20 protein-coding genes are annotated in these 22,492 nt (G+C 48.2%); 15 read left to right on the top strand and 5 right to left on the bottom strand.

The window, feature by feature from the left end; translation table 11 throughout:
* Window positions 1–51 precede the first annotated feature (51 nt).
* Window positions 52–933 (bottom strand): oxidoreductase, encoded by an 882-nt coding sequence (locus tag ACQ4M5_RS13640; protein WP_430676174.1) that lies wholly within the window; start codon window positions 931–933, stop codon window positions 52–54.
* A gap of 114 nt (window positions 934–1,047) precedes the next feature.
* Between ACQ4M5_RS13640 and ACQ4M5_RS13635 the strand changes: the two genes are divergently transcribed.
* A complete protein-coding gene (locus ACQ4M5_RS13635) occupies window positions 1,048–1,953 on the top strand; it encodes a LysR substrate-binding domain-containing protein (RefSeq protein WP_430676173.1) in 906 nt (301 codons plus the stop codon).
* Between the two features lie 143 nt (window positions 1,954–2,096).
* On the opposite strand, the gene ACQ4M5_RS13630 is transcribed toward ACQ4M5_RS13635, so the two are convergent.
* Entirely contained in the window at window positions 2,097–3,464 is a 1,368-nt protein-coding gene (locus ACQ4M5_RS13630; protein WP_430676172.1) for a hypothetical protein, read from the bottom strand.
* Between the two features lie 546 nt (window positions 3,465–4,010).
* Here ACQ4M5_RS13630 and ACQ4M5_RS13625 point away from each other — a divergent pair.
* The 14 genes from ACQ4M5_RS13625 (at window position 4,011) to ACQ4M5_RS13560 (ending at window position 20,555) form a co-directional block, all read left to right on the top strand.
* Window positions 4,011–4,643 (top strand): hypothetical protein, encoded by a 633-nt coding sequence (locus ACQ4M5_RS13625; RefSeq protein WP_430676171.1) that lies wholly within the window; start codon window positions 4,011–4,013, stop codon window positions 4,641–4,643.
* A 10-nt stretch (window positions 4,644–4,653) separates the two neighbouring features.
* A complete protein-coding gene (locus ACQ4M5_RS13620) occupies window positions 4,654–7,770 on the top strand; it encodes a hypothetical protein (protein WP_430676170.1) in 3,117 nt (1,038 codons plus the stop codon).
* Between the two features lie 18 nt (window positions 7,771–7,788).
* Window positions 7,789–8,649: a hypothetical protein gene (locus ACQ4M5_RS13615; protein ID WP_430676169.1), complete on the top strand. Its 861-nt coding sequence runs from the start codon at window positions 7,789–7,791 to the stop codon at window positions 8,647–8,649.
* 5 nt (window positions 8,650–8,654) lie between these two features.
* Window positions 8,655–9,902, top strand: a complete 1,248-nt coding sequence (locus tag ACQ4M5_RS13610; RefSeq protein ID WP_430676168.1) for a hypothetical protein — start codon at window positions 8,655–8,657, stop codon at window positions 9,900–9,902.
* Between the two features lie 48 nt (window positions 9,903–9,950).
* Complete coding sequence (locus ACQ4M5_RS13605) at window positions 9,951–10,619, top strand: hypothetical protein (protein ID WP_430676167.1); 669 nt, start codon at window positions 9,951–9,953, stop codon at window positions 10,617–10,619.
* A gap of 15 nt (window positions 10,620–10,634) precedes the next feature.
* A complete protein-coding gene (locus ACQ4M5_RS13600; protein ID WP_430676166.1) occupies window positions 10,635–12,008 on the top strand; it encodes a TrbI/VirB10 family protein in 1,374 nt (457 codons plus the stop codon).
* A 29-nt stretch (window positions 12,009–12,037) separates the two neighbouring features.
* Window positions 12,038–13,033 carry a hypothetical protein gene (locus ACQ4M5_RS13595; protein WP_430676165.1) on the top strand — a complete coding sequence of 332 codons (996 nt, stop codon included), beginning with the start codon at window positions 12,038–12,040 and terminating at the stop codon, window positions 13,031–13,033.
* Between the two features lie 68 nt (window positions 13,034–13,101).
* Entirely contained in the window at window positions 13,102–15,426 is a 2,325-nt protein-coding gene (locus ACQ4M5_RS13590) for a glycoside hydrolase family 19 protein (protein ID WP_430676164.1), read from the top strand.
* Entirely contained in the window at window positions 15,404–15,850 is a 447-nt protein-coding gene (locus tag ACQ4M5_RS13585; protein WP_430676163.1) for a hypothetical protein, read from the top strand. Before ACQ4M5_RS13590 ends, ACQ4M5_RS13585 begins: the two co-directional genes overlap by 23 nt.
* Before the next feature lie 71 nt (window positions 15,851–15,921).
* Entirely contained in the window at window positions 15,922–16,473 is a 552-nt protein-coding gene (locus tag ACQ4M5_RS13580) for a hypothetical protein (protein WP_430676162.1), read from the top strand.
* Window positions 16,470–18,287, top strand: coding sequence for a type IV secretory system conjugative DNA transfer family protein (locus tag ACQ4M5_RS13575; protein ID WP_430676161.1), 1,818 nt, complete (start codon window positions 16,470–16,472; stop codon window positions 18,285–18,287). The genes ACQ4M5_RS13580 and ACQ4M5_RS13575 overlap by 4 nt, the downstream gene beginning before the upstream one ends.
* 15 nt (window positions 18,288–18,302) lie before the next feature.
* Window positions 18,303–18,782, top strand: coding sequence for a hypothetical protein (locus ACQ4M5_RS13570; protein ID WP_430676160.1), 480 nt, complete (start codon window positions 18,303–18,305; stop codon window positions 18,780–18,782).
* A 6-nt stretch (window positions 18,783–18,788) separates the two neighbouring features.
* Complete coding sequence (locus ACQ4M5_RS13565; RefSeq protein WP_430676159.1) at window positions 18,789–19,202, top strand: hypothetical protein; 414 nt, start codon at window positions 18,789–18,791, stop codon at window positions 19,200–19,202.
* Between the two features lie 9 nt (window positions 19,203–19,211).
* Window positions 19,212–20,555, top strand: a complete 1,344-nt coding sequence (locus ACQ4M5_RS13560) for a hypothetical protein (RefSeq protein WP_430676158.1) — start codon at window positions 19,212–19,214, stop codon at window positions 20,553–20,555.
* 246 nt (window positions 20,556–20,801) lie between these two features.
* Here ACQ4M5_RS13560 and ACQ4M5_RS13555 read toward each other — a convergent pair whose 3' ends face one another.
* The 3 genes from ACQ4M5_RS13555 to ACQ4M5_RS13545 form a co-directional block, all read right to left on the bottom strand.
* Window positions 20,802–21,125: a type II toxin-antitoxin system RelE/ParE family toxin gene (locus ACQ4M5_RS13555; RefSeq protein ID WP_430676157.1), complete on the bottom strand. Its 324-nt coding sequence runs from the start codon at window positions 21,123–21,125 to the stop codon at window positions 20,802–20,804.
* The gene (locus tag ACQ4M5_RS13550) at window positions 21,118–21,372 is read right to left on the bottom strand and encodes a ribbon-helix-helix domain-containing protein (protein ID WP_430676156.1); all 255 of its coding nucleotides are present in this window, start codon (window positions 21,370–21,372) and stop codon (window positions 21,118–21,120) included. Before ACQ4M5_RS13550 ends, ACQ4M5_RS13555 begins: the two co-directional genes overlap by 8 nt.
* 152 nt (window positions 21,373–21,524) lie before the next feature.
* Window positions 21,525–22,351 (bottom strand): IS5 family transposase gene (locus tag ACQ4M5_RS13545; protein WP_430674732.1). Its coding sequence is split into 2 segments (ribosomal slippage): window positions 21,525–21,964 and window positions 21,964–22,351, totalling 828 coding nucleotides; the frame shifts between segments, so codons are not numbered across the junction.
* Window positions 22,352–22,492: the final 141 nt, after the last annotated feature.

Here is a 22,492-nt window from a genome sequence, read left to right as displayed (position 1 = left end):
TTTGCTTCATCAGTGATTGACTCCAAACAGTTGAACTTGGTCTAAAGTTGGCTACCGAGCGATCGCCTCAGCAGGGCTATCTGTATAGTCCGTACTCACCGTGACTTGCTGCCAATCCTTTAAATTCGTTTTGACCGATTCCAGTTTGTCCTGAATCAAGCTCATCGCATCTGTACCTAATGCCAATTGCAAGGGTGGATTAGGGTTTTCTACGACTTGAATGATCGCTTGCGCTGCTTTCACTGGATTGCCAGGTTGCTGACCATCCATCTCTTTGAACCACTGCAATGAAGCACGGCTCACAGAATCATAGGCATCCATGAATTGTTCGGCAGTGGAGAGCGATCGCCCATTAAAGTTTGTCCGAAAGGCTCCAGGTTCAATTAAGGTGATTTTGATGCCGAAGGATTCGACTTCTTTCGCTAGGGATTCAGACATTCCTTCTACAGCAAATTTAGTCGCACAGTAAATGCTACTTCCACCAAATCCGACTAATCCTGCTGTCGATGACATATTTACAATATGCCCCTTGCCTTGCTGACGCATCAGAGGTAAAACCGTTTGAGTGAGATGAACTGCTCCAAAGAAGTTGGTTTCAAATGCCTGACGAATATCTGTCTCACTGACTTCTTCGAGTGCGCCAATCAGTCCATAACCCGCATTGTTGACGAGTACATCAATTCGACCGAATGTTTGGATTGCTTCATCAACGGCGGCTTGTCTCTCTTGAGGTAGAGTGACATCTAAACGCACAGCCTTTGCAGTATTTGGATATTGATCAATCAAAGCGCGAAGTTGTTCGGGTTTACGAGCCGTCGCTAGCAAGCAATCGCCCTTTTCTAACACAGCTTCTGCTAGGGCACGTCCGAATCCAGTTGAGCAGCCTGTAATTAACCAAACTTTAGAAGCGGAACGATTTTTATCTGAGTTCATTTGCTTTCTCCAATTCAAAAGGGATGAAATAGCTTCATACTTCTGACGATAGGAGACAGCAATGGAACTGTCCAATATATATAAGACGAGGATTAATAGCTTAAACATATCAGTATGGTCGAACTCCGGCATCTACATTATTTCATTGCGGTGGCTGAGGAACTCCACTTCAGTCGAGCCGCAGACCGATTGTGCATTTCTCAACCTCCGCTCAGTCAACAAATTCGCAGTTTGGAGGATGAACTTGGAGTCAGACTGTTTGAACGCACAAAGCGGCAGGTGCAACTGACGGAAGCAGGCAAAGTGTTTTTAGAACGTGCTTATCTGGTGTTAGGGCAACTTGAACAAGCGATCGCAATCACCCAACGAATCGGGCGCGGTGAGGTGGGACGGTTAGCGATCGGATTTGTGGACTCTGCCATGTACACGGTACTACCAGAGATATTAAGGGTCTTTCGAGCGCAATTTCCAGCCGTTGAACTGCAATTGCATGAACTGACAACGGCTCAACAGATTGAAGCGCTGCATCACAAACAGGTTGACATCGGCATTGTTCGGTCTGCCATCAGCGAACCTGGTTTGATTGTGGAGTGCCTTTTACCAGAATCATTGGTCTTAGCGTTGCCAGAAACTCATCTGCTTGCTGCCCATCCTCAAGTGTCGCTCTCTGACTTAGCAGAGGAATCATTCATCCTATTTCCTGCCAAAATGGGACCCGTTTTTTATGAGCAGATTATTCACCTTTGTCAACAAGCTGGATTTCGCCCAAAAGTGGCACAAGAAGCAGTCCAGATGCACACGATCGTCGGCTTAGTTGCAGCAGGACTGGGCATTGCGATCGTTCCCGCCTCTTTGCAAAACTTCCACAGAAGCGGAGTTATTTACAGACCCCTACAAGAACAAATCCCTAACACCGGGCTTTATCTCGGTTGGCGGCAGCATGATTCTTCCCCAGTCATCAAAGCATTTCTCAACTTGGCACGGAGGATAGCAAAATGGGAGTTAAATGAAGATACGTGAGCAGTTAGGGATCAATCACCTCATCTGATAGCGCCTTCAAGTACTGTCAAGGAGATTATTCTGGTCAGCGGTTGAAATAATGATGCTGACTGGCAGTTATGCTAAATTTTTCTGCGTAACTCCTTCCCCTGACACCTTCATTATCACGATCGCACTGCCCCTGGAGATGTCCGAGAGCGATCGTCAAACGCCAATTTACGCCGTTTACTCGGAGTGCCCATCAGGTAATACAAAAGCTCGTCTGATTTCTGATGATTCGCGCCCTGCAACCGAACCCGCAGACGAGTTGCAGCCTGATGTTGTTCTTCTGTTGCATCGCTCCGTCGAAACGTCGTCGAAACCAGTTTCTGCATCAATTGAATGAGTTCAGCATCAGCGTAATGCGATGTTAGTTGCTGGGTTGCTGCATTAAAGGTCACAAGCGGTTGTTTCTGAGCATTTTGCAGCACGACGTTGGAAGCCGTTTCGATCACTTGCAGGGGGAAATCAGTCAGTTGACTTAGTAACGCAAGCGCCTCAAAGGTGGGAACAGGATTGATTGGAGTTTGAGAGGTCGATCGCGCCTTGGGAACTTCTTGCGTGTTTGCCTGCTGCTGATTTTTCACTTCAGAACGGCGACCTTGAGAGGGCTTGGCAGCAGAAACACGGGCGGGGGATTTTTGGCGAGGCAAATCTACGGGAAACTGTGTCGCGGTTGAAGTTGACGGTTCGTTCAGAGTTGTGTGTGCTAGTCGCGATCGCGCAGACTGTTGAGCTATTTCTGTTTCATCAGAGGACAGAGAAACTGTTTTTACAGGCGAATTGTTCTCCAGTGCCTTCACCTCTCTCTCAGACAGACCCTCAAATTGCCATTCATCCTCATTTAGCTCTGCTCTAAAACATCGCGGGTAGCTCAAAACGATGAACTGTTGCGTTGGGAGAATTTGCTTCAGGCGCAATTGGATACCGAGGTCTGGAGGTAGCGGGTTAAGCTCGATCGAGTCTTGTTGTTTTGTCTGTTTTCGGGTGCGACGGTTCTGAACTTCCATCTGGCGATACTGTTTGATCGCAGGCACTAATTCAAACAGCGATCGATCTGTATAAAGCCCCTCACACAGCATCACCCGCTCCTCGCCCGTCGATCGATGAGTCATCCGCATCACTTGACCGGGTTTGAAAGGAATAGTGCTGATGTACTGTCGTTGCGTTTTCTCGCGATCCCACCAGTACAGTTTGACCGAGTAGTTTGAACTTTTAGCATTGGGACGAGTAAAGTCAAAGCCACTGCGCCGGAAGCGATCGCCATCGCGAAGCTGATCTTCTAGTTCAGCAATCCGATTATGTTCAGCGAAAGCCTGAATGATCCGATTTCTTCCTTCTGTTCCGAGTTCCTCAGACAGTTTGATCATGCCCTTCACTAAGTCATCCAAGGATAGTTCTCGTCCCAATTCTACAAACTGTCGGCTTTGTGACCCGAACAGTTCGAGAACGGAGTTAGAGGATTTAGCATCGGTTGAGCGTTTTGAGGACATAAGGAAATAGGTGCGATCGCGACTTGAACGGACAGAACGCGAGAGAACTGAAGAATGGTCGTGAATTTAGTACATACAGAAAATTCACAGAACGGTAGATCAAGAGCTATGTCAATGACAGTACCCTGCGGTTTAGTGATTGTTATCTAGCTGTGGATGCGTTTGATATCTTTTTTGATCCACTGGGACTTAATGATAGCTCAACTGTAGCATTTCCCTACTGTTATCAGTAAATTAAGTCAAATTAACTTTCTAAGCCTTTAATACTGGAAGCCATCTATCTAGGGTATGGTGATACCAGCGAAAAGTTGATTCAACTCTTTTATCGGTGCCGTGGTTGCCTCAGACAGGTTTAGAATCAGCAAGCTGTTGTTCTGTAAGTGCCGTGGTTGTCTTACCAACAGACTTGAAGCTTTTTCAACTCTCAATCAGTAATTTCTGACGCGGCGATCAGTCCAGTTGCCTCGAAGCTAGGTGCTGCACCGATCGCACTTCATTCCTCATCATTGATTTAGGTGAGATTTTCTCACACAGGAAGATTTGACTATGACCCGTTCTGCACGGAAGCCAAATGATGGCTTGCAGCGACGGTTTGCTTTGATGCAGCAAACTCGTTGGATGCAGCTTGTTCACGAACACTCGGATCTGTGGTTATCGATCGTACTCGGCGCAACGCTGTTCTTAGAAGATCGAATCTTACAAGATCCAACACTTACAGCGTTTCTCATTCTATTTGGATTAACGTTTCTCTTTTCGATATTTCCTAGAATTTCCAGCCGAATCCGATCGCTATCACGCCCCTTACAGTACGTTCTAGCAAGCATCTGTCTGAGCAGTACTGTTCTCATTACTGCCCCGATCGTATTTGCTCAAGCTGCACCTGGAAATGGAGCGGCTTGTGGAGGTGGATTGTTTGGTCCATTAGCATCCTTTTTCAGTGCAGCGCTGACCACAGGCGGCAATGATGTCTGTACCTTGTTTGGTTTGATTCAAGCGGCATTGGTTGTTGTCTTTGTGATTGCGATCGGCGTTGCTGTTTATCAAGTCGGGCAGGGGGCTGAATTTCGATCTGCTTTTACTCCGGTTGCTCTTGCTTTAGTCGTGGTTGTCGCCGCAGGCATCATTATTCGACTATTCATGGGCACAGGAACGACGGCGGCAACTGGGCAAGGAAATTGACGGAGGCACAATGCACACTCAAAAGTCGAAGCCGCGATCGGTCAATCGGCTCGTAGGAAAGCAGCCAAGCATTGGCTATCTACCTGCAAATCAACTGCCGTTCTGGATTGGCTTTATTCTGGTCGCGGCGCTACTCTGGCAGTTTTTCAATCTCACCCTGGCACAATTTCTTGTGATTGCTTTTCTTCCCTGTATTGTGTTTTGGACGCTGACTGGGCAAAAAGAATGGAAATTTCTAGAGAAGTTTCATGCACCCCGACACTGGAGCATAGCAAAAGTTCGCTGTCAGTGGCGCAAACAATCGCCGTTGCCATATCGAGCTAGACAAGGCAAGCGCAAAGTCAAGCACTCTCGAAAAACGATCGTGCTTCATCCCTTGGAGGACGCGCTGAATCTGGTTTGCTACGGGCAAATCAATCTACAAAATGTGGAGGCTGGCTTTGAATTTTCTGAGCGGCACAATCTCAACCAGAACCAACGGCAAGAGTTCCGCTTCACGTTTGGATTTCGCACCGCAGGCATTCACTCAACCTTATCTGAAGCTCAAGCTGAAGCGATTCTTGAACGGCTGGAAACTGCGGCGAAAGAACTGCCTCCAGGAGAGCGGTTAACCTTTGAGTACTGCTCGTTCGCGAATGATTGCGATCGCCAAACAGAACTTGATGCCTTGCTTGAACCCCAAACGAATCGACTGGCAGAGTTGCTGCTGTTTAGTCAAAAAGTGCGATCGCGGGAGTTGACGAGAACCGGACTGCGACAACTCAAACAGATCCGCATTCTCGGAACCTACACCGTCACATCCACTCAGCAAACTGCGCTCGATCGAGACTTCACAACAAAACTACTCAAAGTATTTGCTAATTTTGCCGAGCGGTTCGCAGGTGAAAAAGAGCAAGCAGATACGGCTCGATTGCAGAAAATGATCAGTCTTGCCTTCACTGAAGGGTTCTTAAGGCTTGAATCAATTCTGACGACACTTATGGGGCTTGAGATCGAACCTCTCACGGCTCATGAACTCTGGGAATCTGACTATGCCGAACTTCATACCGAGCCTGCGCCGCCTGTGCCGCAATTGTTGATTCTCGATGAGCAGGGTTTACATTGTGAGGCAACTAGCGAGATCCACGCTACTAGCATTCTACTGCGAGGAGAAAAAGGGAAAAGTGCTGTTCCGACTGCTGCTCGAAATTGGATTTATCTACCCTGTAAGCGCAAATACGCGGGTTTCATGCAGTTCGGCAAGCCGTCTGCCTTTCCATCAGCGCGAGGGCAGCTAAGGTACTTATGGAACCCGATCGCTCGAAATCGGCTTCGCAATCTCAAGTTCATTACCGAAATTTCGACTTCTAATCGCAGTTTGCAGAAATTCAATCTGGAGCGATTGACGCGCAACTCGAAAGAGCTATCAATGCGGGCATTGGGGCAGAAAACAGTTGATGTCTCATCAGACATGAAGACCAATGAAGCGATCGAGGCACGTCAAGCCCTAGAACGCGGCTCCACGGTGATCACGGTTGCTTCTGGTGTTTGGCTGTATCGCAACAATCCGGCTGCTCTAGAGCAAGATTTTAGCTATCTTGCCGATTGCCTTTCTACTGCCGATTCAGAACGGGCTTACGAAATCACAGAAAATCTCTGGCTACAATCGCTGCCTTATGTCTGGGATGGATTGCTGACTAAGCCCTACGATCGCCGAGACTACTATCTCAGCCACGAAGCGCCCGGACTGCTGCCACTGGTTGCACCCCAAACCGGAGATCCGCGCGGATTGGAGTTTCTGACCCTCGAAGGTGGAACTCCTGTGCATCTCGATCCGTTTACTCAACTGATGCACCTGGCATTCTATGCCACAACACGGGGCGGAAAGAGCGTGTTGCTAGGCGAAGTCATCATGGGATTTTATGTCCGAAACATTCCAGTGGTAGGGTTTGACTTTCCCCGTCCAACTGATGGAACCAGTTCTTTTTCTGATTTGACTGCTATCTTGCAAAAACTTGGTGCTAAGGTCGCCTACAACGATACGGGAACCTGCGCCAACAATCTGATCGAAATGCCCGACTTGCGGCACGTTCCCAACGAAAAAGAGCGGCGAGATGCAATTATTGACTTCCAAATCGATGCGATCGTCGTCATCGTCATGGGCGAGGCAGCCGATGCCCTGATAGAAAAATCGGTGCGATCGCTCGTTTCCCAATCCCTCCAAGATTTCCATGCTACTGCTGAGATTCAGGCTCGTTACGCGGCTGCGATCGCGGCTGGTTTCGGAACTCCCGAATGGGAAGCGACTCCTACACTGTGGGACTATCTTGCCTTCGCTGAGAATTGGTTGGCAAATCACTTGCAGACTAATCAATTGACAGTTTCAGACTCGATTCGAGAAGCGGTAGGGCAAATTCTCGAACAACTGCGGGGATGTCTTAAAAGCGGATTAGGACGTGCGATCGCTCGACCGAGTTCTTTTCGATCCGATGTCTCTCTGTTAATCTTTGCACTGCGGGGACTCCGAAACCGTCAAGATGCAGCCGTTTTAGCATTGTCTGGATACTCAGCTTTACTGAGACGGGCGCTGGAGAGTTCAGCATCAGCATTTGTGATTGATGAGAGTCCAATTCTGTTTGAATTTCCAGCGATCGCTCGAATTGTGGGACAGCTTTGTGCGAATGGTTTGAAGTGGGGAGTTCGCGCCATTATCTCGGCTCAAACCGTCTCGACCATTTACAACTCTGCGGCTGGCAAGCAGATCATCGAAACAATCACGACCACGCTGATTGGCTACATCAAGCCGAGTGCTGTGGAATCGTTTGTTGAACTGTTGGGGTACGATCGTGAAGTAATTGCACAGTGCGCTACGCCTGGTTTTGAACCATCGGGACGAGAACTGCGATCGCACTGGATTATCTGTAAAGACAAAACTTACACCGAGGTCGGCTTCTACCCTAGTGCCGTATTGCTAGCGCTCACAGCAAACAACATGGAAGAGCAAGCGGCGCGGACTCGCGTGATGGAAGCTTATTCTGACCCCTGTGACGGCGTTGCAGCATTTTCTAACCTGTATGCTTCTGCCCGTCGCCAAGGCTTGCCAATGAACGAGATTCAGCCCCAACTCTTGCTCACTGGAACTGATTAACACATTGGAGGTGTTCCTATGCTCACACTACGTCAACCAAAATTTTCAGCACTGAAATGGAAAAAAATCTATCGCTATGTCGCAATTTCTGTTGGAAGTGGAATTGCGATCAGTGTTGTTGCAGGTTCCGCGATCGCGCTTGATCTGGGCGACGTTCAATCCACCGTCAATCGAGTCGGTGGCGCTTTAGGTTCCGCTGGTCTTCCTGTTCAAGGAACTGTGACCGACATCAACAACACATTAGGCGAGATTAACCAGTATTTTCAGCAGTTGCAAGAGCTTTACTCGCTAATTTCGTCTGGCAATTTGCGTGGGTTACTAGGTAGCCTAGACGGAGTGATCGGTGAATTGGGCATTCCCGATCCAGATGCAACACAGAATGCCGTTTGGTCAGAGCAAATTGGCAACACCAACGGCAATCCTACTACCGGAGGGCAACCCAATTCAACGGCTTCTTCTAGCAGTGTTCGCCCAGATGTCGCTCAATCCGTTAATCGCAATATTGCTCAAAGCATCACCGCATCTGTTCTTAGTAAAGCAGGACAGCAAAAGCTGATACAAGGACAGCAAGAAATCACAGGCTACATTCGGCAAAGCGAACAACTGGCAACCGATGCCCAATCTAAGACAGTTACCCAAGATGTGATCAAGAATTTGACACAGCAGCAAAAACTCGAAGCTCAACTTCAGGGGCATTTATCGACGCAGCTAACCCAGCTTGAAGTTGGACAAGCTGCAACTAATCTACAGTTAACCAGCATTGATTCGGGTGTGGGGCAACTCAATCAAACTCAGCAAAGCGAATTAGAGCGGCAAACGGCTGCGATCGCACAATCAGGTTCAAATATCTACATTCCCGGTCTGTACACAACGAAGTAGCTATCATGTCACCGCTTCTGTGGGCATTTCAACCGCCATATCTCGCCGCGCAAGGTGGAGTTGATAAGCTGCAAGACAGCTTAAATCAACTCCAGAACACATCACAGTATTGGCAAAACGCATGGCAAACCACGTTTTCCGATACCAATCCAACCAGTTCTTATTACCAGATTGCTTACATTGCAACCTTCATAGCCGCCGCTGCTTCGGTTTTCTGGCTCACCCGATGGGCACAAGAAATGTCAAACAGTGGAACTGCTTATGGTGCATTACCGAAAGTCTTAGGACTCATTGTAGTTCTCATCTTTCTGAACAATCACGGACAGCGACTAGCATCGGTGAGTCTAGGCATTCACAACCTAATTAATTCCTGGCAATCCGGCATTTTAGAAGTTCAGATTGCTGGAGTGCAAGCCAAAACAGTACTGAACGATCGTCTTGCCACCGAACAAGCAAGAAACGAAGTGAGGGGGTTACTAACGAGATGTGATAATATGCGTGATCCAAATGTTGCAATTCCGTCGCTCGAAACCCCAGCAGACACGAGCAATCTATCTCAGGAACAACGCCAAGTTTATGCTAAACTGCAATGCTATCGAGATGTACAGCAGCAAATTCCCGCAATTCAGCAAAAGTATGAATCGGCTTACTGCAATGGAGGATGTGCAGGGCTAGCTCGTTTCCTTTCCAATACAGGAGGCGCTTTTCAACGTGCATTTTCTGCTCTGGGTCAGGAGATTAACAAAAATGGAATTTCAGCCGATTTTGGGGTTTTCATTAATCAGTTAGAAGACTTTGGAGCAGGCACGATCGTCAACGACAATATCAAGACGATTTTGTACGCCATGCAGTGGGTATTTGGCAATCTGATGGAAGCTGGAGAGTGGCTGAACGCCCTCGCAGGTCCGATTATGCTGGCGACTTCTGTTTTGCCGATCGATCGACTCAAACCGATCTGGGTTTGGCTAATCACATTCTTCTCGATCGGGTTAATGAAGGTCTACTACGCGCTGCTGCTTGGTGTAATGGCAGCCGTCATCGCAGGCGCAGAACTAACGAGCTTCAGTGATTTAAGTTTTGCCTTTCTTTTGGGATTTTTTGCACCGTTAATCGCCTTCACAATGGCAACTGGAGGTGCTTTGGCAGCGATTCGAGGGATGGCAGGAACCGGAGCGCAAGCGGCACAGGTTGCTCTACAAGTTGGAAGTTCGATCGCATCGTCAGTCGTGAGTTTAGTGGGTCGATTTTTATAAGCTATGCACTTACCGTTTCAAAAATCAAGATTTCATTCATCCGCGATCATGCCGCTCTTTGTTCTCGTAACATTGGGGCTACATCTTTTACTCATTCTCATGATGGTTTATAGCGGGCTGCAAACAACACGCCTTGCGAATCGTCCTTTACCTGTTGCTGTTCAAATGGAAGGTGGGCGAATCATCGGACAAACCACGATGCCGCCAGAATTTCGGACTTTAGAGGTGATTCAAACCGTCGTAAAAGATTGGGTGGTTGCAACGCTGAATTGGCGGCTTAGAACCGAGCAGGGAGCGATCGATCCTGGAGTTGCGATCGCAAATGGTCGAAAAGTTCCCTCTGTGGTTTGGAAAGCATCGTTCTTACTATCTGAGCAAGACAACTTTCGAGTGAAATTCTTAACGTTGCTTGCTCAACTCATTCCCTACTCAATTTTCACTGGGCAGGCAACAACAGCCGTCGAACTAAGTAGCTTGTCAACTCCGCAATCGATCAGTCCTGGACGTTGGAAAGTAGATTTAGTTAGCAATGTTCTGATATTCGATGCGCCTGGGGCAGCAGGACGATCGCTCTTTACCTTTAATAAGCGCATCTTCTTAAAAGCTGTTCCGCCCCTTACAAATCCACTGCCTGAGCAAGCAACAGACATTCAAAAACTCATCTACAACCTGCGGCTCGCTGGATTGGAAATCGATGAAATTCAAGACTTAACCTAGTTAAACACATTTACTATGAACCGCCAACGTATCGCAGAAGCAGCCGGATGGCAAGACGATCCAGTAGAATCACAAGTCGTCGCCTCAGAAACAGCACCCGTTGATTCCGGTTTGCTTGACACAGAAGATTTTATCGAACCTCAATTAGTCGATCAGTCTCGTCCGTTATGGAATCGCCCATTTCCTCGAATTGTGATGGTAACGATACCAGCCGCGATCGGGCTATGGTTCCTGGTCAGCATGGTGGGAGGAAATCGCCCTCCCCAAGTCGCTCAAAACCCGTCTGTAGCTCCTTCTTCAGCGCCATCTCCGACCCCATCAGCGAACGACGCTGGAGATCTCAAAACTCGTCTAGCTCTACAAACCCAAGCTAATCAATTACAACAGAAACCAACGGCGACAAAACTACCTCCATTGCCAACTCCAGTAGTATCTCGTTCTACTCCAGTTGTGCCCATCGTCCAGAGAGCTAATTCACCACAGTCCCTTGCGCGATCGCAATCACCTACTAAATCTGCCCCTGTGACGCGAACTGCACCCGTGATCTCTCAACCCCCTGCTAAATCCTCGACTCGTGTACGCGATCCGGTTCAAGCTTGGCTGGCGGCGGCTGGTATTGGAAATTACGGCTCCCTCTCAACTAGCAGTGGAACAACCTCGCCAACTAATTTAACAGACACGCAGGCATTGGGTGGAGTTGGCGATGCTCCCGCAGATGCAACTCCAACAACAGCTACCTTTGGAACTTCAACCGGAACTTCTAGCGTCGATATTTCGGTCGGAACGCAAGCAAAAGCAATACTGCAAACACCGATCGGCTGGACGGGATCAGTCGAGAATGCGACTCAAAATGTTCTCGTGCAACTAAATGATCCACTCAAAGCCAGTGATGGCACGATCGCGATGCCTAGCGGAACGAGTTTGATTACACGAGTCACGAAAGCAGATAGTTCTGGATTGGTACAAATGGAAGCGACTGCCGCGATCGTAAATGAGCAAGGTCGCAATGTTCAACGCCCTCTCCCTGAATACGCCATTTTGATTCTAGGGTCTAATGGCAATCCCCTACGAGCATCAAAAGAACGCTCATCTAATTTCGGCTCAGATCTAGGAATTGCTCTACTTTCAGGTGCGTCAAAAGTTGCAGGACTGCTCAATCAGCCTCAGAGCCAAACTATCACCAGTTCAGGCGGGTTCCAGTCTACGACGGCCAACGGCAAGCCTAATCTGGCGGCTGGAGTCGCTGAAGGAATCGGGCAAGCCCTTCTAAATCGGCAACTTCAACGAGCGCAGCAGGAATCACAATCCAGTAGCAACCAGCCTGCTCTTTTTGTGTTGAAGCAGGGTAGTCCTGTTCAAGTTTTTGTCAATCAACCCGTCAGTTTATAGAAACTGCGATCGTAAGCAGTCATCACAACATGAATACCCACAAAAAACGAATTCAAAAAATCATCACAATTGGATTTCTGGTTTGTGTTCCTAGCATCATTGCGGTTCACTCCGTAGCAGCAACTGCTGTTCGTTCTGTTTTCAGTGACCAAGCTCAAGGGACAACCGGAGATGCTGTCAAAGTTGATGTCGCTCCGGGTGTTGGGCTAAACATTAGCTTTATCGCTACTGGAGAAGTTGTCAAGAAAGCTTGGATTGATGATCCGTCGCGCATTACTTTGAGTTTTGATGGCAATCTTTGCCAAGCGATCGCCCAAGGTCAAGAGTGTTCCAGCGAGAGTGGAGCAACCGTTGTTCACCTGCGTCAAATTCGCCCGATCAACTTTCCAGATTTGCTATCTAGTCAATCTGGCGGAACACTTCTCACGCTGATTACAGAAGGTACTGAGGGACGAAAGTTATATCAGTTTCGCGTGCGTCCAGTGTCAAAAGAACCTGGATATACGACATTGGCAGTTCGTCCGATGTCAGATAAGTCTCAAGCAGAAGTAATTCCTCAACCCAGTCCCCCGACTTCACTTGCCCAAGCCCCGTTACTTCCACAGCCAGTTCAATCTGCTGAACCGTCTAATTCTTCTGTCAAACCGAATCCATCTTTGCCCTCTGATCTTGTCGCAGAGCAACCTGCACCTGAAAGCATCAACAGTCTACCAGCGCAACCCTTGGAGCAAGCGCCGAACTCTCAGAGTTTGAGGGAGCAGCGTCAGGATGACTCAATTACTGCATCAATTTCCAACCAAGCTGAAAGTCAATTCAGTGGGATCGCAGTTTTACCAGCATCAGAGAAGCTCATTTACCCCGCACCACAGATTTCTCAATCTGAAGCCTTGTCTAGGAAAAGAACTATTCCTGATTCTTCTAGATCGAAAATCGCAATGGTGAATTCTAAAGCTCAATCCAATTCAGTTAGCGAGTGGTCACAACAACTTTCATCTAGCGATTATTTGCGTCAATTACAGCGCTAACGCTGGAACTACGACTACGAATTTTTCCAGTTCAGATACGCCTTGATTCAGTCAAAGCATTTCTAGCCATGTCAGTTCGCACTCTATCCCGTGTGTTGATTACGCTTCTGTTCGTAATCAGCTTTATATTGACCATTCTCAGTTCACTGTCTGAGCTTGCTCGTAGACCCGCTCAGGCGTTTGAAGCAACACTGCCCGTTCCAACGCTTGCTTACTCGGCTGGAACACAATCCGTTTTGGGTCCAAACTGGCAGCAGATTCAGTTTTCTACCTTGCCTGCGATCGCAGACAAAGGCTGGATCAATTTACCATCGAATCTAGTCAAGCAGCTAGGGTACAACCCTTCACGGACTTGGAAAGCTGGACAAACACCAGACCAGTTCATCATGCTGGGCGATGTGCAAGATGCTTTCCATTTGGAGCAGTTTAATTTGAATCGAATTTCTGCTCTGAGTCATCTCGCGATCGATTCTCTGAACCTAAATAACTTTGGTTTAAGTCAGTGGCAAACACCTAAATCGCTTGTAGAAGCAATTCCCGCTCTTGCAGATTTACCACTTAATCGAGTGCAACCGCTACAAGATTTGTGGACGAGCAGCATGAGTGGAACGGGCAGCGAAGGACGCACGATCGCACAACTGATCGAGCAATCCCCCACCTTCGCGGCAATCCCTCTCAGTCAGCGCTTGAACTTGAAGCAATATGGATTAGATACCATTCCCAATCTCAAGCTAACACCGCTATCACAGTTCAAAGGTTGGCAGCAAAGCTTTGTCGAGCAGGTTCCCGGACTTAACAAAGTACCGTTTAGCCAGTTTCCGCAGCCGCCTGCTACGGGTATAGATATGGTTGCGATCGCGGATGTTGTTTGGGGTGTTAAAGAACACGGCGATCGCGCAGTCAAAGCTGAATCATTTGTAACAGGAAGCGGACTTAAAACCGGAGCCACTGCCCCTGTCGCCTGTGAAGCCGGAAAACCCTGCTCATATTTAGAACTCAGCGATGTGACTGGACAAGCTAGTTCGATGCACGGCAAGCGGTGGGCATCAGGTGCTACGCAGCAAGTTAAAGGGGGATATGGATTTCTGGCTAAAGTCAACGGTGGGCGTGAACCAACCGGACGATTAGTGTATGGACCCGCCTTCAAAGTGGTGATGACGAAAGCTGATGAAGCAAAAGGTCAGGCAGATTTTGGCTTGTACCTACGAGCTTGTGTACATGGCACGATTGATCTGGGCTGTACGCCTTACTTCATCGGTCCTATCCCGTGGATTCCAGCCAAAGAAAAGGGACTTGTCATCATTGCTGGAAAGAACGCGCCTCCGGTTAAAGTACCCGCAGATGTTCAGAATCAAATTGACGCGATCGCACAGCAATACGATGGCATCGCAAATCCTGATGGCAGTTTGGGTCTTGATGACTGCGGAGGTGGAACCGTAAGCGGTGAAGCTGTAAATCGCGCCATTGCAGCAGCCCCCGCTTCTGATCAGCCTTATGCTAAGAAAATTATTCCTTTGGTTCTGGCAGATGCAAAGCGATATGGAGTGAACGATCCGGCACAAGTCGCTTATATCCTCGCTACGGCTCAAGCTGAAACGAACTTTAATCCTCGCGATGAGGATGACGATTATTCCCGTTCAGGAGCTTGCGGTAACTACTGTGGGCGAGGATTGGTGCAACTCACTCACCAAAGTAACTACGATCGCGCAAGCAAAGCGATTGGTGTTGATTTAGTCAATCATCCTGAGCTTGCCAATCGTCCTGATATCGCGTCAAAAATCATGGTCTTGGGAATGCACGATGGGTGGTTTACAACCGTTGGGCTAGGCAATTATATTCGAGGTGGAACAGCTAACTTCTACAGTGCCCGTCAGATTGTGAATGATGGAGATCGCAGTGGTGAAATCGCAGGCTATGCTGAGCGTTATCGCAATGCAATTCGAGGGACAAATCTCGCTGATCTAAAGTCATCAACAACGAGTGGATGCAGCGTTGCGGCATCTGGTCCCACCGGACAGAAGATTATGCAAGCGACGCAGCGATCAATCGGAGAGAGTACAGCCGCAGGACCCGGAGGCGGGAATATTGCTTGCGCCTGGGAAGTGAATCGAGTTCTGGCAAAAGCAGGCATTACGCCAGTCGATGGTAGTTCTGTGCCCAACATGGTATCGGCACTCGAATCCGGGCGTGGACAGCGCGTGTCTTCAAACCAAGCGCAACCTGGAGATATTGTCATTGCCCACAATATGGAACACGTTGGCATTTGTATGAATGTTGGTTGTAGCGTTGTGCAATCTAATTCGAGTAGCCGTCGTTCCTTTAGCTGGCAGTCTGATCGAGATTTTGATGGATTTTATGGAGGAGCAAGCTATGGCATTTATCGCGTCAAATAGAATCGTTGCGATCGCAAAATCATTCGGCTTCAGTTTGGCTGCGATCGCATTAACAGCCATCATCAGTAGTTCGATAGCAACACCTGCCGCACTCGCGCAACCCTCCCTAGCACCAGAGGTTCAAGCGGCTCAACAAGCCTTGCAAAAGGACATGGATTATCCAAGCAAAGCCCGCGATCAATATGGCATTGGGCAAGTGACAAAAATCTCTGTGCTTCCACCTTATGCGATCGCAACCTGGACTTGGGGACCGACTGGAGGATGGGCAATTCTAATTCAGCGTCGATCTGGGTGGCAAGTCGTAACGCGGCGCGATGACTGGATTGGACTGCAAGGGGTGGTGAAATTTGGAATTCCAGAAGCTACCGCAGTCAAGTTACTTGATCAAGTGATTCCAGATTGGCGATCGCTCCCATCTGAGTAGGAGGAACTATGCACCTTTATCGGCTTTTTAGTTACATACTTGCTTGCATCATTTTCAGCTTTGGCTTTATCATGAATCCAGCACAAGCAGTAGAGTTCAACTCATTTGATTTATTTAGCATTGCTCAAGCTAAAAATACTACACCAGCTTCACTATTTGCGCCGATTCTTGATCGCTTAAATCAGACTGGAATTCCACTGCGATTACCCCGTCAGATTCTTGCTTCCTCATCGCTATACGCAGTGCTTTGGTCAGCCTCATCCAATGGCTACGAAGTTGCATTAACATCTGAGCCAAGATGTCGATCGAACTACTGCCGCAATGGTTTGGTCAGCGCCAAGAAACTAACTGCTGATATGCCATCGATTGAGCAAGAATTTGCTTTCCTCAACGATCCTAAGTTTCGTCCACAGGCGCGATCGCCAGAACCGTTGAGCGAAGTTCAATTAGCCAATGGCAAACAGGGATTTTTTATTCCTTGGGTACTGGGTGCTAATTACAGCGATGCCAAAGTGATTTGGGAAGAGAACGGATATCGATATTTGGTGAGTTGGAAGAAAGGCGATCGCAACACTCTGATTCAACTCGCAAACTCTGCAATTCAAGCTGCTAACAAACGATGAACGCCGCAAGATCCCCTTCACAGCCCAGTAAACTACATTCCACTACAGCACAGCCTTCGCTGACTTCCGATGTGCTGAGTGGATTGGCTCCCCTGTTTCGCTGGGACAGTGGTGGATTACTGTTAGGTTGTTTGATCCTGATGATGCTGATGTCGATCGGTGGGCGCAAACGCAAATTAGTGTTCGGTCGCCGCGCAGGGGTATGGGAAAAATTAGCCGCTGTTCGACAAGCAGAACAACAGCGCAAACAGCGCCGCCGGAATCGCGTCTCTTTGTACGTGGGAACTCCTCGTAATCGAGGCATTGCTGCTTATGCGATGACGTTACTGGGACAATTACCAACGCTTTATGTCCCGAATGCGAATGAAGGGATTGTGGTGTGTGGTGGACCAGGAAAGGGCAAAAGTTTTAGCGGCATTGATCCGATGATCCGATCGTCGATCGATCAGGGATTCGCAACCATTATCTACGATTTCAAAGGTGAACAATTGCGCCGCCATATTGCTTATGCAGTCACCAAAGAATATGAAGTCGCAGTCTTCGCGCCAGGATTTGACTACAGTGCTGTCTGTAACCCGTTAGATTTCCTCGAAGATGCGACAGATTCGACAATGGCGAAACAGTTTGCCATCACGATGAATCGTAATTCTAAAGCAGGAGAAGGATCAGGACGACAAGACGAATATTTCAAGCAAGCAGGTGATTTGTTAGTGCAATCGATTTTGATGCTGGCAAAAGGATCACCTTATCCTGATTTAACAATGGTATGGGCAATTCTGAGTTGTCCTGACTTAGCTCGACGGATGCTCGATGCTCAAGCTCAAGGAGAACTAGATACCTGGGCATTGATCGGTGCAACTGCACTCACCTCTGTCGCCCATGCCGAGCAGACAGGTGGAGGAATCATCAGTACTGCCGTTGCGACGTTTGCCCCTCTGATGGATCAAAAATTCTTGGCTTGTTTGTGTGGGAAAACAACTTTACCGATGAAGCTAGTCGGCAAGCGATTAATAATCTTCCAATTAGAACAACGAACTCGTGATGTCGTTGCCCCGATCGTCGCAACTATTCTAAATCTGTTAGTGGTACAAAATCTCTCAGTTCGTCGTACAGAACCATTAGTGCTTGCAATGGATGAGTTTCCTACGCTGTACCTCCAAGCAATCATGCAATGGGCAAACGAATATCGCGAGAACGGATTAGCTCTGATTCTGGGCTATCAGAACTATGCTCAACTCGAAGGCAAATACGGCAAAGAAATGACGCAGGGCATCCTCGCGGCTTGTGCGACTCAGTTCGTGTTTAATCCTCAAGATGAAACCACCGCAGAACGATACTCGAAGTACTTTGGCGAGGAAGAAGTCATCGTTCGCACCAAAAGCCGCAATCATGGTAAGAGTTCAGGAACCGGATCTTCTGAGCAATATCATAAACGTCCAGTCTTTGATGCCCGATTCTTTTTGACACTTCCACGCGGCAAATGTGTTTTTGTGAATCCAGCCTATCAAGGACGGGGAGAAGCGGCGATTCCATTTTGTTTAGAGGTAAAGATTCCACCTGCGGATGAAGCGAAACAGCAACGCAGTGAGGAACTCTGGGATCGTAAGCTGCAAGCGCGTCTAACTGAACGATGTCTGCGCGATCGCGTCGATTGGACTCCTGAAACAATGGCAGTACAACTGCGCGAACGATTTGAGTTTGTGGATCAAATTCTGTTGCCGATGCCAGAAGTTGCGAGTCAACCGATTGATCCGGTCGAGAAGTTTGAAAGCACCACCTTTGAGGATTTAGCTGCAAGCGTCGAGAACTGGTAACAGGAGGATAAGTGTATGCCTTTGTCGTCTGATGATTTGTCTTCGGTTCAGTCCAATATTCAAGAAGTCGGTGGCGAAGTAGCGCGATCGGGAAGTCAGCTATTCCGAGATGGCGTAGAGGCATACGCTCGATTGAGAAACCAGCCTCAACCACTCAGAATCGAAACCAATTCCCAAAAAGCACAACCTGATCCTAAAACACAATTGCCCTACGAGTATTACAAGCGAGGATTGTACGGCTCACCGATTCAGATTGACTTGCAAACCTCTCGCCGCGCCCTACAGCACTACTCTCCTCAAGAAGTCCAGCAGATCTTAAATCACTCGCCCCAGGCTCAAAGCATCACGCAACAGCAAGGAGCCGAATCTGCTCGTCGCTATATTGCTTTAGTGATTCAACGCGCTGAAGCAAATAACCGACGACAAGGCATTTACCCACCTCAAGCTGGACGATTCATGCAGCGTCAGCCTACGATTAAAAGCCCTCAACGGTAGATAACTATGTCTTACTCCCTAACAACCGCTCAAATTCAGCAGATTGTTGAAATTCTTCCGCCTGAACTTGCTCAGTTGCGCGATCGCTATCCCAACACTACTTATGAACTCGCCTGCGCTTGGCACTTACCCCCTTTTCCCGTTGGCTACACACCGCAACTGATTGAACTTTACTACAGCAACGATGATGGCACAGATTCCCCTGATTTTGTGATCGAAGCAGGAAGCCTAACCAGCATCAGAATTCCAACCGATGAAACGCGCTGTGAGATCATTCAACTGGAAATCGATGGACAGTGGGCATTTATTCAAATCGGTTCAGCAGTCGTTCTCGATCGCATTTCAGGACGAGTCGTTCTTCCTGAAGTGTTGCTTGATATCTCGCAATTAGCGCAATCTTTTATTCATGCGATCGTATAGGAGGGAACTATGACTGATGCTGCCTCCATTTCTCCTGATCCGAGTCTGACTACAACAGTTCAACCAACAGCAACTCTAAGCCCAACACAAACGGCTGAAGCGACACCTTTGACAGCAGAGCAGCAAACGCTTCTGACTGAAATCCTTCAGCGCATTCGGCAACAAGCAATTTTATCCGGCTACGCTGATCCCTACGTCCCGATCGTAGTACGTCATGGAAATCGCCGATTGTTTGAAGCGATCGTCGGAGAAGCACCCCGCTGCAACCGCATTCAACCCGAACACCTTGAGCTTCTACAAGCTGCCTTAGAGCGTCCAGAAACAGTTCAAGGCACGTTCAAGATTTTCATCGGCAAAGAAGAGGTCTATCGGGTTCAAGATGGAGTTGTTAAAACAGATTTGCTAGGATTAGCAGCGCGATCGCATCTCTCCTCTGATTCTGAGATTCAAGCTCCACAAAACACTGCAACATCCACCCTAGAAGTACCGACAGCCGAACAAGCTGCTTCATCGATCGAGCAAAAATCTCAAACTAATGGACATTTTTCTGAGGTGCAATCAACAAAAACTCCTGAAGCGACTGAACTTCCTCAACAAGCTTCAGTAAAAAGTTCAACAAATTCTTCTGTGCCGGAAACTCAAGGAGCAGTTCCTCCTCCTACTCCTGTAAATGCCAATTCACTACAACCTGATCTCGAACGCCTACAGACCCAAATTCAGCAACTAGAACAACGAATTCAGCAATTGACACAGCAGTTACAGTCTGTGCAATCATCTCCTACTCGTTGGTTAGCGCAAACGGAACAGAACATTCAGTCGTGGGCGCGATCGTTCGGACAAACAGTGAAACAAGCGATCGCAGAGCCGATGATTCGATCTATGGAAGCTGGATTGCGGCAAGTGATCAAAATGGTGGGAGACTCGCAAGCAGATGGGTCGATCGCGTATGACTCGAAGCGCGACCAACGGTATGTAATTGATGGCAATCGGATCGCTGTATCTGGGCGAGAAACTGGACAGAATAGCAGCCCAACTCAAACAGCAGTGATGACTCAAACACCCGCTCAGCTTTGGAATCAATATACGCAGAACCTTCAGGGAACACCCACTCAGATCGCAGTTCAAGCTGCGCGTCAAGCCTTACAGGATCACATCCCCGCAAGTGCTGTAAGGCAAATGATGCACCTTGACCCTCAGTTCCAGAAGATTCAGGCACAACAGGGATCTCAATTCGCACAGCGATACGCAGAACTTGTCGTCGGACGAGCTAATTCCCAAGCCCTTCAGCATCTTCAGACGAGAGAGAACTTGCGAGTGAGCCATCCAGTTCGATCGACAACCCAACAAGTGTGATTTTATGAAGCCGATGCAGTTGGGGATTCCGGCAGTTTTTCCAGGTAGAGGTTCCTTCTGGAAAACTCAGCGAACGATGGACAATTTCCCCAGGCTTGCAACCTCTTTCCGAAACCCCAATCCATCAAAGCAAGGTTTAGGCTTTGATCAGAAAGACTTCGATGTATTTCACGATGAGGGTAACGTTTCGGAATAGCGATCGACGTTTTCAAAGAGCTTGACTTCTGTTGTATTTGGATGCATCGCTTATTCTGGAATCTCTTGCTGAAGCAGATTTTCGATGTCTTGTGACCCATGAAGAACGTGCATGATGTCGATGAGTTCTGCCTGTACTTGATAATAGATCAGGTAGTTCTTGAAGCCTTTGACGGGGTACTGACGAACTTCGGTTAGCCTTGGATGAGTAAAGCCACTGAGTCTCCTAAGTCCCGGCATTCTGGCAAGTTGTTGAAAAGTGCTTTCGGCTGCGTAGAGAAAGCGATCGCCTGCATCTAAGTTATCGAGGCTGATGTAGGTGGCAATATCGATCAGGTCTTGAATGACAACAGCGCGTTTAATCAGATTAGCCATTGGAGTGATCTTGGCTGAGCTTCTGGCGAACGGCAGATCGGATAGTGTCCCAGTCTGTTTGAGTCATTGGACTGGCGGGAGAGTCTAGGGCTTCTAGCATGAGGCTTTCTAGGTGAGCCTTACGAGCTTGGTCTTGTTGGATGAGATCCTGGATGTAGTCGCTGGGAGTGGCGTAGCGACCTGCGGCGATTTGCGACTGTAGGTAGTTGGTGAGGGATTCAGAGAGGATGATAGAGATCTGAGTCATTGGATTTGAAGGGGTTTCGGTTGGCTGATTTAATCTCAGTTTAATCGATATTCATATTCTCCCAAAGTTCGGGGATCGGACTTAAGCTAACGTCTTTGATGCCTTTGACTTGGGCAGTTTGCTCGATCAGAAGATTAGACCTCCTGCACGAATCAAATTGGATGAGCAAGCTCATAGTTCAGCAAGCCTGCGATCAAGTTGAACCGTAGCCCAAATCGCCTGCGACGGTTACGGTAGCGCTCCGATAAGATGCGAAAAATCTTCAACTTGCGAAAGGTATGCTCCACCGTGATACGAACTTGCGCTAATTGTCGATTAAACTGACGTTCTTGCTTGGAGAGCGGACGCTTGCGCGATTTTTTGTAGGGCGTACAACTGTAAGCATGAAGTCTGGCGATGCCTTGATAGCCTCGGTCTGCCACCCAGAGTTGCTCAAGTTGGGTCGGCAACTGCGAGTCCTTGAACAAGCGGAAATCATGCTTGCGCCCTTTGCCAAATGCGGTGCAGACAATTTGACCGCTGAAATAGTCTACGACGACTTGCGCTTTTAGTGTGTGCCATTTTTGCTTACCACTGTAGTAAGGTCGCTGTTTTTTTTTGGACGTTCAATCGGACTTTCGCTGACATCAACTAACAGGAGGTTCCACCCTGCATCAGGCGAGTGCAGCGCCTTCTTGCCCGGAAGCCGAAATTCGCCCGACCGAATCAAACTGTTCTCAACTTTCCGCACAATGCGCCCCACGGTCGTTTCATGAATCCCCCAACTTTGTCCGATGTGGAACTGAGTCCGATACTCGCGCCAATATTCCATCGCAATCAAGAGTTGATCTTCGACTCCAAACTTGCCTTGTCCGCCTCGTTTGCCTTTTCGGATCAGCTTGGGTTTGAGAATTTCAACCATTTTCTCGAAGGTTTCACGCTTCACTCCGCACTTGCGTTTGAACGATTTTGGTGGCAGGTGTTGAATGCGATCGTACATTTGATCAGTCTCCTGAGTGGCATCTAGTCCTCTTTTCAGGAGTTCAAATCTGTGATCAGGATTCGTGCAGGAGGTCTATTTTTATGCTGTAAGAGAGCAATTGAAACTTCTGACGTAAATCTGCTTCTATAAGTGATCGCT

This window comes from Leptolyngbya sp. AN10 (assembly GCF_050565645.1).
Classification (GTDB): Bacteria; Cyanobacteriota; Cyanobacteriia; order Leptolyngbyales; family Leptolyngbyaceae; genus Leptolyngbya.
Note: the sequence above shows the minus strand (reverse complement) of the source record. Positions and strands in the feature narration are given on the sequence as shown.

Coding starts and splice junctions, on each gene's coding strand:
- ACQ4M5_RS13575 (WP_430676161.1), top strand. CDS start 16,470: ATGAACGCCGCAAGATCCCCTTCACAGCCCAGTAAACTACATTCCACT.
- ACQ4M5_RS13585 (WP_430676163.1), top strand. CDS start 15,404: ATGGCATTTATCGCGTCAAATAGAATCGTTGCGATCGCAAAATCATTC.
- ACQ4M5_RS13550 (WP_430676156.1), bottom strand. CDS start 21,372: ATGACTCAGATCTCTATCATCCTCTCTGAATCCCTCACCAACTACCTA.
- ACQ4M5_RS13565 (WP_430676159.1), top strand. CDS start 18,789: ATGTCTTACTCCCTAACAACCGCTCAAATTCAGCAGATTGTTGAAATT.
- ACQ4M5_RS13625 (WP_430676171.1), top strand. CDS start 4,011: ATGACCCGTTCTGCACGGAAGCCAAATGATGGCTTGCAGCGACGGTTT.
- ACQ4M5_RS13590 (WP_430676164.1), top strand. CDS start 13,102: ATGTCAGTTCGCACTCTATCCCGTGTGTTGATTACGCTTCTGTTCGTA.
- ACQ4M5_RS13560 (WP_430676158.1), top strand. CDS start 19,212: ATGACTGATGCTGCCTCCATTTCTCCTGATCCGAGTCTGACTACAACA.
- ACQ4M5_RS13580 (WP_430676162.1), top strand. CDS start 15,922: ATGAATCCAGCACAAGCAGTAGAGTTCAACTCATTTGATTTATTTAGC.
- ACQ4M5_RS13610 (WP_430676168.1), top strand. CDS start 8,655: ATGTCACCGCTTCTGTGGGCATTTCAACCGCCATATCTCGCCGCGCAA.
- ACQ4M5_RS13600 (WP_430676166.1), top strand. CDS start 10,635: ATGAACCGCCAACGTATCGCAGAAGCAGCCGGATGGCAAGACGATCCA.
- ACQ4M5_RS13615 (WP_430676169.1), top strand. CDS start 7,789: ATGCTCACACTACGTCAACCAAAATTTTCAGCACTGAAATGGAAAAAA.
- ACQ4M5_RS13555 (WP_430676157.1), bottom strand. CDS start 21,125: ATGGCTAATCTGATTAAACGCGCTGTTGTCATTCAAGACCTGATCGAT.
- ACQ4M5_RS13595 (WP_430676165.1), top strand. CDS start 12,038: ATGAATACCCACAAAAAACGAATTCAAAAAATCATCACAATTGGATTT.
- ACQ4M5_RS13635 (WP_430676173.1), top strand. CDS start 1,048: ATGGTCGAACTCCGGCATCTACATTATTTCATTGCGGTGGCTGAGGAA.
- ACQ4M5_RS13605 (WP_430676167.1), top strand. CDS start 9,951: ATGCCGCTCTTTGTTCTCGTAACATTGGGGCTACATCTTTTACTCATT.
- ACQ4M5_RS13570 (WP_430676160.1), top strand. CDS start 18,303: ATGCCTTTGTCGTCTGATGATTTGTCTTCGGTTCAGTCCAATATTCAA.
- ACQ4M5_RS13630 (WP_430676172.1), bottom strand. CDS start 3,464: ATGTCCTCAAAACGCTCAACCGATGCTAAATCCTCTAACTCCGTTCTC.
- ACQ4M5_RS13620 (WP_430676170.1), top strand. CDS start 4,654: ATGCACACTCAAAAGTCGAAGCCGCGATCGGTCAATCGGCTCGTAGGA.
- ACQ4M5_RS13640 (WP_430676174.1), bottom strand. CDS start 933: ATGAACTCAGATAAAAATCGTTCCGCTTCTAAAGTTTGGTTAATTACA.